This window comes from Macellibacteroides sp. (genome assembly GCF_050251695.1).
Lineage (GTDB): Bacteria > Bacteroidota > Bacteroidia > Bacteroidales > Tannerellaceae > Macellibacteroides > Macellibacteroides fermentans.
On the sequence record NZ_JBFWMI010000044.1, the window covers coordinates 1 to 14,259 of the forward strand.

Annotated in this window: 9 protein-coding genes; all 9 read left to right on the top strand. The window is 39.6% G+C overall.

Going from position 1 to position 14,259, the window contains the following annotated elements; all coding sequences use genetic code 11:
• Positions 1-184: 184 nt before the first annotated feature.
• The 9 genes from AB7E53_RS08185 (at position 185) to rplD (ending at position 14,254) form a co-directional block, all read left to right on the top strand.
• Positions 185-1,069, top strand: a complete 885-nt coding sequence (locus tag AB7E53_RS08185) for an SMP-30/gluconolactonase/LRE family protein (RefSeq protein WP_446775128.1) — start codon at positions 185-187, stop codon at positions 1,067-1,069.
• 86 nt (positions 1,070-1,155) lie between these two features.
• Complete coding sequence (ruvA, locus tag AB7E53_RS08190; protein ID WP_079682555.1) at positions 1,156-1,743, top strand: Holliday junction branch migration protein RuvA; 588 nt, start codon at positions 1,156-1,158, stop codon at positions 1,741-1,743.
• Positions 1,743-9,182 carry a T9SS outer membrane translocon Sov/SprA gene (gene sov / locus AB7E53_RS08195; RefSeq protein WP_446775130.1) on the top strand — a complete coding sequence of 2,480 codons (7,440 nt, stop codon included), beginning with the start codon at positions 1,743-1,745 and terminating at the stop codon, positions 9,180-9,182. Before ruvA ends, sov begins: the two co-directional genes overlap by 1 nt.
• 279 nt (positions 9,183-9,461) lie before the next feature.
• Complete coding sequence (gene rpsL, locus AB7E53_RS08200) at positions 9,462-9,881, top strand: 30S ribosomal protein S12 (protein WP_068182233.1); 420 nt, start codon at positions 9,462-9,464, stop codon at positions 9,879-9,881.
• 152 nt (positions 9,882-10,033) lie between these two features.
• The gene (gene rpsG, locus AB7E53_RS08205; protein ID WP_079682553.1) at positions 10,034-10,510 is read left to right on the top strand and encodes a 30S ribosomal protein S7; all 477 of its coding nucleotides are present in this window, start codon (positions 10,034-10,036) and stop codon (positions 10,508-10,510) included.
• Positions 10,511-10,530: 20 nt separating this feature from the next.
• A complete protein-coding gene (gene fusA / locus AB7E53_RS08210) occupies positions 10,531-12,660 on the top strand; it encodes an elongation factor G (RefSeq protein ID WP_350456343.1) in 2,130 nt (709 codons plus the stop codon).
• A 21-nt stretch (positions 12,661-12,681) separates the two neighbouring features.
• Positions 12,682-12,987 carry a 30S ribosomal protein S10 gene (gene rpsJ, locus AB7E53_RS08215; protein ID WP_005634728.1) on the top strand — a complete coding sequence of 102 codons (306 nt, stop codon included), beginning with the start codon at positions 12,682-12,684 and terminating at the stop codon, positions 12,985-12,987.
• Positions 12,988-13,007: 20 nt separating this feature from the next.
• A complete protein-coding gene (gene rplC, locus AB7E53_RS08220; RefSeq protein WP_068182243.1) occupies positions 13,008-13,625 on the top strand; it encodes a 50S ribosomal protein L3 in 618 nt (205 codons plus the stop codon).
• Positions 13,625-14,254: a 50S ribosomal protein L4 gene (rplD, locus tag AB7E53_RS08225; protein ID WP_079682551.1), complete on the top strand. Its 630-nt coding sequence runs from the start codon at positions 13,625-13,627 to the stop codon at positions 14,252-14,254. Before rplC ends, rplD begins: the two co-directional genes overlap by 1 nt.
• Positions 14,255-14,259 lie beyond the last annotated feature (5 nt).

Sequence of the window (14,259 nt, forward strand, 5' to 3'; positions counted from 1 at the left end):
AGATTATATCGCCGTCTGCATCGTAATTAAAGAACCGCCGTATGCCGAACGGCATGTACGGTGGTGTGAGAGGTCGGAAAACAAAAGTAGGAAGAAAACTACTTTTGTTTTCCTCCTACTCGATTATCGAACGTAATATTTTATATCTTGCACGCTGATTAAAATAATAACAACAGGTAATATTATGAAAAAGAAACTTTGTATACTGCTTTCTTCCTTGATGGTTTCGTGTGTTGCGTTCTCGTCTCCCGATGGTCGTGACCTTGTTCCCGAAGGTACATTTACGTCGGGGATTGAAGGTCCCGCAGTAGATGCCGCTGGTAACCTATATGCTGTCAATTATGCAACTAAAGGAACAATCGGACTAATCAAGTCTTCGGGTGAACACGGTCTATTTTTGACCTTACCCGACGGATCGGTTGGAAATGGAATTCGTTTTAATGCTGAAGGGGTGATGTTTGTGGCGGATTATACCAATCATAATATCCTTTGTGTTGATCTGAAAACAAAAATTATTTCAGTTTTCGCTCATGAACCGTCAATGAATCAACCCAATGATATATCCATCGCCCCAAATGGTACAATTTATGCCAGCGATCCTGCCTGGTCTGATAACACTGGTAAATTATGGAGAATATCGACGAAGGGAGAAGTGGTATTGTTGGAAGATTCCATGGGGACAACCAATGGAGTAGAGGTGAGTCCCGACGGACGCTTATTATATGTGAATGAATCAGTGCAGCGGAACGTTTGGGTATACGATATCGAGCCGAACGGAAATATATCCAACAAGCGTCTTTTTCATCGTTTTGCCGATTATGGAATGGATGGAATGCGTTGCGATATAAAAGGTAATCTTTATATATGCAGGTACGATAAAGGAACTGTTGTAGTTCTCTCGCCTGAGGGAAAAATCCTGTATGAGTATTTCTGTAAGGGTAAGAAGCCGTCAAATATCACTTTTGGAGGTGAAGAATTGAGGCAAATTTATATCACATTGCAAGATAGAGGATGTATTGAAGTTTTTGATGCGTTGAACCCTGGCGCTTCGCTTTTTGTGAATCCCTGACCAGCTTTCTAAATAAAGAGGCCTTATAATATACGCTTTTGCGTACTTTTGCGTTATAAACAAACATTTAACTGGTTAGACGCAAAATGATTGAATATTTAAGAGGTGATATAATTGAGCTTACTCCAGCCCGAATGGTTATGGAGTGTGGTGGTGTAGGGTATGAATTGAATATCTCATTAACGACTTATACTGCATATAATGGTCAGCATCAGGGTAAGATTTATGTTTTCGAAGTAATTCGAGAAGATGCCCACCTGCTGTTTGGATTTTATAATAAAGAAGAACGTGAATTGTTTTTGTTGTTGACAAGTGTTTCGGGTGTGGGCCCGAATACTGCACGTATGATTTTGTCTTCGCTTCCACCATCTGAGTTAGTTCAGGTTATTGCTTCCAAGAATGAAGCTGCACTTACTGCTGTAAAGGGTATCGGACTAAAAACCGCTCAGCGTATTTTGGTTGATCTCAAAAATAAAGTCAAATTACAGGGAGTTGTTGCAGATTCTGCCGTGTCTGGTTCTGGTAATGGTCAGATTGCAGAAGAGGCGATTGCCGCACTGGTAATGCTGGGCTTTCAGAAGGCTGCGTCTCAAAAGGCAGTTGCTACTATATTGAAGAGGTCTCCATCTCTTGAAGTGGAAAAAGTTATTAAAGACGCACTTAGAATGCTTTGATGAAAAGGGGGGCTCACTACATATTAGTTGTATGTGTTCTGTTATTCGGGACTGGTCTGTATTCGTTGAATGCGGATTATCTGATTTTTACATCAGAGGTGCCCGAATTAACTGAGCTTGAGCCTCAGGTAGTTCTTGAAGGAGATTCTCTTGATCCTCGTTATCCGGTGGCTAAAACAGTGCCGGAAGCCTATGACGATCTGATAAAAAAATCTCCCATGGATTTGCGTAATCCGGACAATGTAAAAACTTCGATAGAATACGATTTAAAGTCAAACACCTATATCGTTACGACTAAGTTGGGCGACATGCAACTGAGTACACCCATCTCTTTAACTCCCGAAGAGTATCAGGATTATAGTTTGCAGGAATCTCTGCGTGCTTATTTCCGACAAAAAAATGAAGAGAGTTACCGTGAAGAGATGAATAAGGAGCTTAAAATAACGGATATTGGATTTGATCTCGGTGCTGCAGAAAAAATATTTGGTAAAGGAGGAGTAAGAGTAAAGACTCAAGGAACTGCCGAAATTAAAATGGGACTTAAAAGTAACAAAACTGATAATCCGTCGTTACCACAGCGTTCCAGAAACCGTACTTTTTTTAATTTTGAAGAGCAAGTGCAGCTTAATGTACAGGCTACCGTAGGAGAAAAAGTGAATTTTGGAATGAATTATAATACGGAGACTACATTCGACTATGATTCAAAAAAACTTAAGCTGGCATATGAGGGTACTGAAGATGAAATCATAAAGGTGATGGAAGCCGGTAATGTTAGCATGAACACTTCAAACTCATTGATCAGAGGCGGTGCAGCATTGTTTGGGATAAAAACTGAACTTCAGTTTGGAAAGCTACGTGTAGGGGCCATTTTTTCTCAACAGGAATCTGAGTCGCAGACTGTTTCAGCAAAAGGTGGTGTACAAACCAAGCCATATGAATTTGCTGCCGACCAGTACGATGAAAATCGTCATTTTTTCCTTTCACATTTCTTTAGAGATACTTATGATGCTGCTTTGTCAAAATTGCCATATATAAATTCAGGAATCAGTATTAGTAGAGTGGAGGTCTGGATTACAAATAAACGAAGTAATTACGATCAGTCCAGAAATATTGTTGCTTTTTCCGACCTTGCAGAAAACAGTCATATCAGCAATCCGCAGTTCAATCCTTCCGGTTCGCTTTCTATACCTTATAATGGTGCAAATACATTGTATCAGCAGGTTGTTACCGGTTATCCTGAAGCCAGAAATATAAATACGGTTTCACAGGCTTTTGCAGGCTTTATAGAAGGGGGAACCGATTACGAAAAGGTGGAAAGTGCAAGAAAACTAGATCCTTCCGAATTTAATTTAAATAAACAATTAGGGTACATTTCTCTTAAAACTCAGTTGCAACCAGATGAGGTGCTGGCTGTTGCCTACGAGTATACTTACCGTGGCTCTGTATATCAGGTGGGAGAATTCTCTACAGATAATTCAGTTAATACCACTAACAGCCTCTATGTAAAGTTACTTAAAGGAACAGCAATGTCTCCTGGTTCTCCATTCTGGGATTTGATGATGAAAAATGTCTATTCCTTGGGAGCATATGCAGTAAATAAAGAGAAATTCAGATTAGATATTCTGTATCAGAGTGATACCACAGGCGTATATTTACGTTACTTGTCGGAGGGAAATATCAAAGACGAGCTGTTGTTACGGGTGATGAACCTGGACAGACTTGATGCAAAGAATGAGACTTATCCGGATGGGATTTTCGATTATTTAGAGGGATATACAGTTCTTTCGGAGAATGGTCGTGTATTCTTTCCGGTGGTGGAGCCTTTTGGAAGCCACTTAAGAAAAAAGATTGGTAATGATGTGATTGCCGATAAATATGTCTTTCAGGAATTGTATGATTCTACCCTGACTGTAGCGAGACAGTTGACTGAGAAAAATAAATTTCTGATCAAAGGCGAATATAAAGCTTCATCAAGTTCTGAAATCCAGCTTGGTGCTAGCAATGTTGCCAGAGGTTCTGTAAGGGTAACGGCTGCAGGTGTGACGTTGCAGGAGAATGTAGATTATACTGTGGATTATACTTCAGGGATAGTAACGATATTAAATGAGAATATTATTTCCAGTGGTACAGCTGTGAGTGTTTCACTCGAAAATCAGTCAGCTTACAGCATGCAGCGTAAAACCATGATGGGGGTGGATTTGAATTATGAATTCAACAAGAACTTTAATCTGGGAGCAACTATCATGCATTTGTCGGAGTTGCCTTTAACAACCAAAACTGCATTTGGTGATGAGTCTATAAAAAATACGTTATGGGGACTTAATACCTCATATAAAACCGAATCGCAATGGCTTACAAATCTGTTTGACAAATTGCCTTTGCTTACTCTTACAAAGCCTTCGCAGATTTCTTTGAAAGCGGAATTTGCGAATCTGATTCCAGGTCATTATGAGAACAAATATACGGGCGGATATTCTTATCTGGATGATTTTGAATCGACGCAGACTGGAATTGATTTGTTAAATCCTTATCCCTGGACATTATCAAGTGTTCCTTACAGTGATGCTGCAAATAGCCTATTCCCTGAAGCATCGCTCACTAATAATATTGATTATGGAAAGAACCGGGCCTTACTCGCGTGGTATTATATAGATGGATTATTTACCCGTAAAAATTCATCGATTGCTCCCAATCATATTAAAAATGATTTGGATCAGTTATCCAATCACTATGTGAGAGAAGTAAAGACACAGGAGCTGTTCCCGAATAAAGATCTTTCATACAATGAGAATAATACATTGCCGGTACTTAACTTAGCCTATTACCCTACTGAACGGGGGCCTTACAATCTAGATGCAGGCCGAATCAATGCAGATGGTTCTCTTGCAATGCCAGATAAAAGATGGGGTGGAATTATGCGTAAAATAGAACAGAGTGACTTTGAAGCTGCTAATATTGAATACATCGAATTCTGGATGATGGATCCTTTTATATACAATGCAAATGGCAAAGGAGGAGATCTTTATTTTAATCTTGGAGAGATTTCGGAAGACATACTGAGGGATGAGAAAAAGTTTTTCGAGAATGGTCTTCCAATTGATGGTGATTTAAGTTCTGTGGAAGAGACTGTGTGGGGGAGAGTTCCAAAACGTCAGTCAACCGTATATGCCTTTGATAATACGCAAGGCGCCCGTAAACTGCAGGATGTGGGATTTAATGGTTTGTCGTCGGCTGATGAGAAACAATTTTCTACCTATCAGGATTACTTGTCAAAATTACAGTCGCGACTCTCAGGCGAAACTCTGGCTCAAATGATGGAAGATCCTTTTTCTCCATTCAATGATCCGGCAGGGGATGATTATCATTACTTCAGAGGATCTGACTATGATGTGAAAGAAGTAGGGATTCTGGAGCGTTATAAACGTTATAACGGAGTAGAAGGGAATTCTACTGCATCAGAGGATTCTCCGGAAAAGTATGATATATCAGCCCGCACAATTCCCGATGTTGAAGATATCAATCAGGATAACACGTTAAATGAATTTGAGAAATATTATCAATATAAGGTGTCATTACGCCCTAAAGATTTAGTGGTAGGTAGTAACTATATTGTGGATAGAAGAGAGGTTACGGTTAATTTGCGTAATGGAAAAGAAGAGACTATTCATTGGTATCAATTTAAGATTCCTGTAAAGAATTATAACCAGAAAGTGGGATCCATAAATGATTTCAAAACCATACGTTTTATGCGTATGTTTATGACTGATTTTAGTGAAACAACAATTCTGCGTTTCGGATCTTTTGATTTGGTCCGTGGTGAATGGCGCAATTATACGCAAGATCTTTCTAATCCGAAGCTGCCTCCTGTTATTAATGCCTCTCTGGATGTGGCGACTGTTAATATTGAGGAAAACAGCGAGCGTACGCCGGTTAATTATGTACTACCTCCCGGGGTTAGCCGGATGCTAGATCCAGGCCAGCCACAATTACGTCAGCAGAATGAACAGGCATTATCTATGAAAATAACAAACCTTGCACCTGCTGATGCACGGGCTGTTTATAAAAATACCTATTATGATTTGAGGCAATATAAACGGTTGCAGCTGTTTGTCCATGCCGAAAAATTTATTAATGATGTGACTAATCTGTCCAACGGCGAAATGTCTGTCTTTATCCGCTTAGGTTCTGATTATAAAAACAATTATTACGAGTATGAAGTCCCGTTGTTACTTACCCCCCATGGTAACTACAGTACATACAATGAGACTGATCAATTTACAGTATGGCCGCAAGGAAATACGTTGAATTTTGATTTCGAGGTACTTACCAATTTGAAACTGAATAGAAATAAGGCAAAAAGGGAGGGGAACGAGAATGTAACATTCTATACACCTTATTCTGAGTATGATCCTGCGTCTCCGCTTAATAAGATAACGATAGTGGGTAATCCTTCCTTGTCGGAGGTCAAGACAATTATGATCGGGGTACGTAATAATTCCAAAGATATTAAAAGTGGTGAATTTTGGGTGAATGAGTTGCGACTTACAGATTTTAATGAAGACGGAGGGTGGGCTGCCAATGCTAACTTACAAATTGCTCTTTCGGATTTTGGTACGTTGAATATGGGGGGGCGTGTGGAGACTGCCGGCTTTGGAGGTTTGGATCAATCCATTGCAGAACGCAGGCTTGATGATTATGCCCAATACAATATGGCTGCCAATGTGGAACTTGGGAAGTTGTTCCCAGAGAAAACGAAAGTAAGTATACCGCTGTACTATGCTTATTCAAAGGAGACCACAAAACCAAAGTATAATCCGTTGGATCAGGATATCGTATTACAAGATGCTTTAAATTCGGCAACGACCAAACATGATCGGGACTCTATACTTGATTTTTCGCAAGATAGAACCATTATTAAAAGCGTGGCTCTTAATAATGTAAAAGTTGACGTGCGCAGTAAAACTCCCATGCCATATGATCCTGCAAACTTTTCAGTGGGGTATTCATTTAATGAATCTACAATGAAAAATCCCGAAACACAGTATGAAACATCCAAAGATTACCGGGCAAACTTTAGTTATTCTTATTCTCCTTACGTAAAGCCGTTTACTCCTTTTAAAAATGTAAAAGAGAAAGGAAGTACACGCTATTTAAAAGAATTTGGACTTAATTATCTCCCCTCAAATATTTCATTCCAATCGGCCATGATGAGAAATTATTATGAGCAAAAGCTGAGGAATTTAGATGATTTGGGCGGCCAGAATAATTTACCTGTTTCATTTAGTTCGACCTTTTATTGGGATAGAGCATTTAGTTTGCGATGGGATTTTACAAAGAATCTGAATATTAATTTTACATCGGGCACGAATGCCCGTATCGAAGAACCTAATGTGCAGGTTAATAAAGAATTGAATCCTGATCAGTATAAGGTATGGAAAGATTCTGTTAAGCAAAGTATTTCTGACATGGGTAAACCTATGAAGTATGATCAGACTTTTACTGCGACTTACACATTGCCTTTTGCTTTAATCCCTGTTATGGACTGGACAAGTGGTTCTTTATCTTATAATGCATCTTATAATTGGGAGCGGGGAGCCGAAATAGATTCGTTGACAGAAATAGGCAATACGATTACGAATCAGCGTCAGTTTGATATTTCAGGTCGTTTTAATTTGGTTTCACTCTATAATAAGAATAAATTCCTAGCTAAGGTGAACCAGAAATTTACCCCTACCACCCGTGTGGCATCTGCCAGCTCAAGGAATAGAAGAACTCCGCCGGCACCGTTGAAAGTGGAGAAAGATATTAAATTGAGTCCGGATAGTACGGTTAAAATAAGACATAGTCTGGCATCAAAGAAAGTGCGTGTTTCTGCGCGTGGAGCAGATGGGAAAGTTTATGCAATCAAATTTAAAGCAATAAGTGCCGGCGAAATTGAAATACTGAATCTCGACACAACAGCTATTAAAGTGTCAATACTTCCCGGTCCCGATTTGTCAAACGAACTATGGTATAAGGTTGCGGAGCATGGAACGCGTTTCTTAATGATGTTACGCAGTCTGAACATTCAGTATGCAATTACAGATGGGATGATGTTACCCGGATTTCGTCCTGAAATAGGAGATTTTATCGGGCAGAGTAATACCTTGGGAGGAACTGCACCCGGATTAGGGTTTGCTTTCGGATCTGTAAGGCGTAGCTACATTGATGAGGCTGATGAAAATGACTGGCTTATTAAAAATGAAGATAATGTTTCGCCAGCAATTATCAATCATGCACGTAATTTCACCTTGAGGGCAACCCTTGAGCCTATTTCTGGCCTTAAAATTGATTTAAATGCCAATAGGGTTGATACCCGCAATACCGAAATAAAGTATATGTATCAAGGTATGCCTGAAACCTATGGTGGTAACTTTACTATGACTACCATAGCTGCTTCAACCGCTTTTAAACGATCGAAAGCCATTGATGGATATAATTCTGAAACATTCAATACTTTTTTAGCAAACAGAGAGGTCATAGCTTCCAGGTTGGGGGCTGTTTACAACGGTCTGTCTTATCCGGATAAAGGCTTTCTGGCAGGGTCTGCATTGGCTGGTCAGCCCTATAATTCTGAACTGGGTAATGTTGGTTTAAACTCATCCGATGTTTTAATACCTGCTTTTCTCGCAGCTTATACAGGAAAGAATGCAACAAATGTTTCTCTTTCGCCCTTCCCTTCTCTTTCGAGTTTACTTCCAAACTGGAGGGTGACATATGATGGACTTATAAGAGTGGGTGAACTTAGAAAGTACTTTAAAAGTGTTTTATTAAACCATCAGTACCGTTGTTCCTATAGTGTTGGAGCTTTCTCTTCTTTCTTGAATTGGGTTGATGCCGGGCAGGATGACCTGGGCTTTATTAGGGATGTTCTTACCAACAATCCGTTACCCTCATCTCCTTATGAAATTTCGGCTGTAAGTATTACGGAGGGATTTAGCCCTTTGATCGGAGTGGATGTAACTTTTCAAAATAATGTTACTGCTCGTTCTGAGTACCGTACTACCAGGAATCTAAGCCTTAATATATCATCTTATCAATTGGTGGAGGCAGTTTCTAATGAATATGTAATAGGACTAGGTTATAAACTTACCGAGTTTAATAAAGTTCTGAAAATGAAACAAACCAAGGATTTTAGCAATGACCTTACGGTTCGCCTGGATTTTTCTTATCGGAAGTCGCAATCCCTCATTCGTAAGATTGAAGATAATTTTACACAACCAACCTCTGGAAATATAGCAAAAACGCTTCAATTATCTGCTGATTATGGTTTAAGTAAAACCCTTAGTCTAAGAGCGTTTTATGATTTACAAATCAATGAACCATTGGTTTCATCGGCATCTTATCCTACATCCAATTCAAATTATGGCATCAGCTTGCGCTTTTCACTTGCTCAATAGTCTATAAATGGGCTGGTTTTAGGAGTTTTATCAGATTAAGCTGGGGCTTTTCTTTCGATCGAAGTATGTTAATGTCTATTAAATAATGTGAATGCTTATAGAGTTTGCTGTTATAGAACAGAAACTATTACGTAACTTTGTGCCGTTTTTAGCGGCAATAATACGAAATAAAGTGGCTAACTTGTTTGGTTTCACGGAAATAATGCGTAAATTTGCTGCCTGAAATTGAAATATATAGATATATAATAATAACACATTCAAAGTTTAAAAAGAAGAAAAATGCCTACAATTCAGCAATTAGTTAGAAAAGGAAGGGAAACTTTGGTAGTTAAAGGTAAATCTCCAGCATTGGATTCATGTCCTCAAAGACGTGGTGTATGCGTGAGAGTTTACACAACAACACCGAAAAAACCGAATTCTGCAATGCGTAAAGTTGCCAGAGTTCGTTTAACAAATGGTAAAGAAGTTAACTCTTACATTCCGGGAGAAGGACACAATTTGCAAGAGCACTCAATCGTATTGGTACGTGGTGGTCGTGTGAAAGACCTTCCAGGTGTGCGTTATCACATTGTTCGTGGTACCTTGGATACAGCTGGCGTTAACGGACGTACACAAAGACGTTCTAAATACGGAGCTAAACGTCCTAAAGCCGGAGCAAAGGGAGCACCCGCAGCACCTGTTAAAGGAAAGAAGAAGTAATTATTACATCCCTTCAAACTGAGAATTTAAATTTTAGTATTAAAGCTGGTTTGAGTTTATTTGGATAGGCTACAGGTTGAGTAAATGGTTCGGCGGAACCGTTGAAGACAAATTAAGGCAACCAAGAACAAGAACAAAATTTTTGAAAACAAATGAGAAAAGCAAAACCAAAGAAAAGACAGATCCTTCCGGATCCTGTTTTCGGTGATGTTAAGGTTACGAGATTCGTTAACCATTTAATGTATGATGGCAAGAAAAATACTGCCTTCGAAATTTTCTATTCCGCTCTGGAAATCGTTAAGAATAAATTACCTAACGAAGAAAAGTCTGCTCTCGAAATTTGGAAAGCTGCACTCGACAATATTACTCCTCAGGTCGAAGTGAAATCCCGCCGTGTTGGTGGTGCTACTTTCCAGGTACCTACTGAAATCCGCCCCGATCGTAAAGAATCCATTTCTATGAAAAATCTTATCCTGTATTCTCGTAAGAGAGGTGGTAAGACTATGGCTGACAAGTTGTCTGCAGAAATTGTTGACGCTTTCAATAACCAAGGTGGTTCTTTCAAGAGAAAAGAAGATATGCACCGTATGGCTGAAGCTAACCGTGCATTTGCTCATTTCAGATTTTAAATAAGGCAAAAAGAAAAACAATGGCTAAAGCTGCAGATCAATTATTAAAGTATACAAGAAATATCGGTATCATGGCGCATATCGATGCCGGAAAGACTACGACTTCTGAGCGTATTCTTTTCTACACCGGTTTAACTCACAAGATCGGTGAGGTGCACGATGGCGCTGCAACAATGGACTGGATGGAGCAGGAGCAGGAGCGTGGTATTACTATCACTTCTGCTGCAACTACTACTTTCTGGAATTATCTTAATGAAAAATATAAAATCAACCTGATTGACACCCCGGGACACGTTGACTTTACTGTAGAAGTAGAGCGTTCGTTGCGTATTCTTGACGGTGCCGTTGCTGCTTTTTGTGCTGTAGGTGGTGTTGAGCCTCAGTCTGAAACTGTTTGGCGTCAGGCGGATAAATACAATGTTCCGAGAATTGGTTACGTAAATAAGATGGACCGTTCAGGAGCTAACTTCTATGAAGTTGTAAGTCAGGTTAAAACTGTACTTGGTGCAAATCCATGTCCAATTCAAATCCCTATCGGCGCAGAAGAAACTTTCAAGGGTGTAGTAGACCTTGTTAAAATGAAAGCTATTCTTTGGCATGATGAAACAATGGGTGCTGAATATGAAGTAGGACCTATTCCTGCTGATTTGCAAGAGGAAGCAGAAGAGTGGAGAGACAAGATGCTTGAAGTACTTGCTGAATGCGACGATACTTTGATGGAAAAATATTTTGAAGATCCTTCAACTATCACTGAAGATGAGATTGTAAATGCAATCCGTAAAGGAACAATTGCTATGCAGATCAATCCGATGATTTGTGGTTCTTCATTCAAGAATAAGGGTGTACAGACATTGCTTGATGCTGTTTGTGCATATTTGCCAAGTCCTGCTGATACTCCTGCGATTGAAGGTACTGATCCTAATGATCCGGATAGAACAATTGTTCGTCATCCAGTAAGTGACGAGCCTCTTTGTGCTTTGGCATTTAAGATTGCTACAGACCCTTATGTTGGACGTCTTTGTTTCTTCCGTGTTTATTCTGGAGAACTTCCTGCCGGATCTTATGTTTATAATGTTCGTTCAGGTAAGAAAGAGCGTATTTCTCGTTTGTTCCAGATGCACTCAAATAAGCAGAATCCGAAGGATGTTATCGGATGTGGAGATATCGGTGCAGGTGTAGGATTTAAAGATATCCGTACCGGAGATACTCTTTGTGACGAAAACAATCTGATCTCATTGGAGTCAATGGATTTCCCTGAACCAGTTATCGGTATCGCTGTTGAGCCAAAAACTCAGAAAGATATGGATAAGTTGGGTATGGGATTGGCTAAATTGGCCGAAGAAGATCCTACTTTCCGTGTTCAAACCAACGAAGAAACAGGTCAGACTGTAATTAGTGGTATGGGTGAGCTTCACCTTGATATCATTGTTGACCGTTTGAGAAGAGAATTCAAGGTTGAATGTAATCAGGGCCGTCCTCAGGTTACTTATAAAGAGGCTATCACAAAATCAGTTCAGCTTCGTGAAGTTTACAAGAAGCAGTCTGGTGGTCGTGGTAAATTTGCTGATATCATTGTTCGTGTTGAACCGGTTGATGCAGGCTTCGAAGGCGAATTGCAATTTGTTGACGAAGTTAAGGGTGGTAATATTCCAAAGGAATTCATCCCATCTATTCAAAAAGGTTTCTTGAAAGCTATGAAGAATGGTGTACTTGCAGGCTATCCTTTGGATCAGTTGAAAGTTACTGTTATTGATGGTTCATTCCACCCGGTTGACTCAGATCAGCTTTCGTTCGAAATTTGTGCTATCCAGGCATTCAAGAGTGCAGCAGAAAAAGCTTCACCTGCTTTGATGGAACCAATCATGAAGATGGAAGTTGTAACTCCGGAAGAAAGTATGGGTGATGTTATCTCCGACTTGAACAAACGTCGTGGTCAGGTTGAAGGTATGGAATCAAGCCGTACAGGTGCTCGTATCGTTAAAGCTAAAGTTCCTTTGGCAGAAACATTCGGATATGTAACATCTTTGCGTACGATTACATCAGGTCGTGCTACTTCTTCAATGCATTTTTCACATTATGCTGAAGTATCTTCTTCAATTGCTAAGCAAGTTTTGACAGAGGTTCAAGGTCGTGTGGATTTGATCAAATAATTTAGAAACATATAAATAGATATGAGCCAAAAGATCAGAATTAAATTAAAGTCTTACGACTATTCTCTAGTAGACAAATCTGCTGAGAAGATTGTAAAGACGGTAAAGGCTACCGGTGCTGTTGTAAGCGGCCCTATACCTCTGCCTACGCATAAGCGTATTTTTACTGTGAACCGCTCGACTTTCGTAAACAAGAAGTCTCGTGAGCAGTTCGAACTCTCTTCTTATAAGAGATTAATTGACATCTATAGCTCAACTGCTAAAACAGTTGATGCATTGATGAAGCTGGAGTTGCCCAGCGGTGTAGAAGTTGAAATTAAAGTGTGAGTATTTAAAAATTAAGTGAAATGCCAGGATTATTAGGAAAAAAAATCGGAATGACATCCGTTTTCAGTGCCGAGGGAAAAAATCTTCCATGCACTGTTATCGAAGTGGGTCCTTGTGTTGTTACGCAAGTTAAAACGCTCGAAAAAGATGGCTATGAAGCTGTACAGTTGGGTTTCCAGGATCAAAAGGAAAAACACACAACACAGCCTGAAATGGGACATTTTAAGAAAGCAGGCGTAACTCCCAAGAGATACTTGGCCGAGTTCAAGAATTTTGAAACCTCTTATAATTTAGGAGATGTAATCTCTGTAGATTATTTAGAAAATGCAGGTTTCGTAGATGTTATCGGAACATCTAAGGGTAAAGGTTTCCAAGGTGTTGTTAAACGTCATGGTTTCGGTGGTGTAGGTCAGTCTACTCACGGTCAGCATAACCGTCTTCGTGCACCGGGTAGTGTTGGAGCATGTTCTTATCCTGCTAAAGTGTTCAAAGGAACTCGTATGGCTGGTCAAATGGGTAACGAACGTGTAACTGTTCAAAACCTTCAAGTGATCAAGGTGATGCCTGAACACAATCTTTTACTAGTTAAAGGATCTGTACCAGGAGCAAAAGGTTCAATCGTATTAATTGAGAAGTAATGGAACTGAGCGTATTAAATATTAAAGGCGAAGATACCGGAAGAAAGGTAACTTTGAATGATGCTATTTTCGGCATTGAGCCCAACGATCATGCTATTTATCTGGATGTAAAACAGCATTTAGCAAACAAACGTCAGGGAACACACAAGTCGAAAGAGAGAAGTGAACTCTCAGGTAGTACCCGTAAGCTTATCAAACAAAAAGGTGGTGGCGGCGCTCGTCGTGGTGATATTAACTCTCCTTTATTGGTTGGTGGTGCACGTGTTTTTGGCCCTAAACCCAGAGACTACGAGTTTAAATTGAACAAGAAGGTAAAAGGTCTTGCACGTAAATCTGCCTTGGCTTACAAAGCGCAAGCTAATGCAATCGTTGTAGTTGAAGATTTTGCTATGGAAGCTCCTAAGACAAAAGAATTTACTGCAATTACTAAAAATCTGAAAGTGGCTGATAGAAAGTTACTTTTAGTTTTAGCGGAGAGAAATAATTTTGTATATTTGTCGGCTCGTAATATCGAGAAGGCAAATGTGATAACTGCTTCAGAAATAAACACATATGCAGTGCTTAACGCTACAAGTTTAGTGCTGACAGAAAGTTCTGTGGCTGTTATTGATAATTTATTTAAAGCATAAGGAGT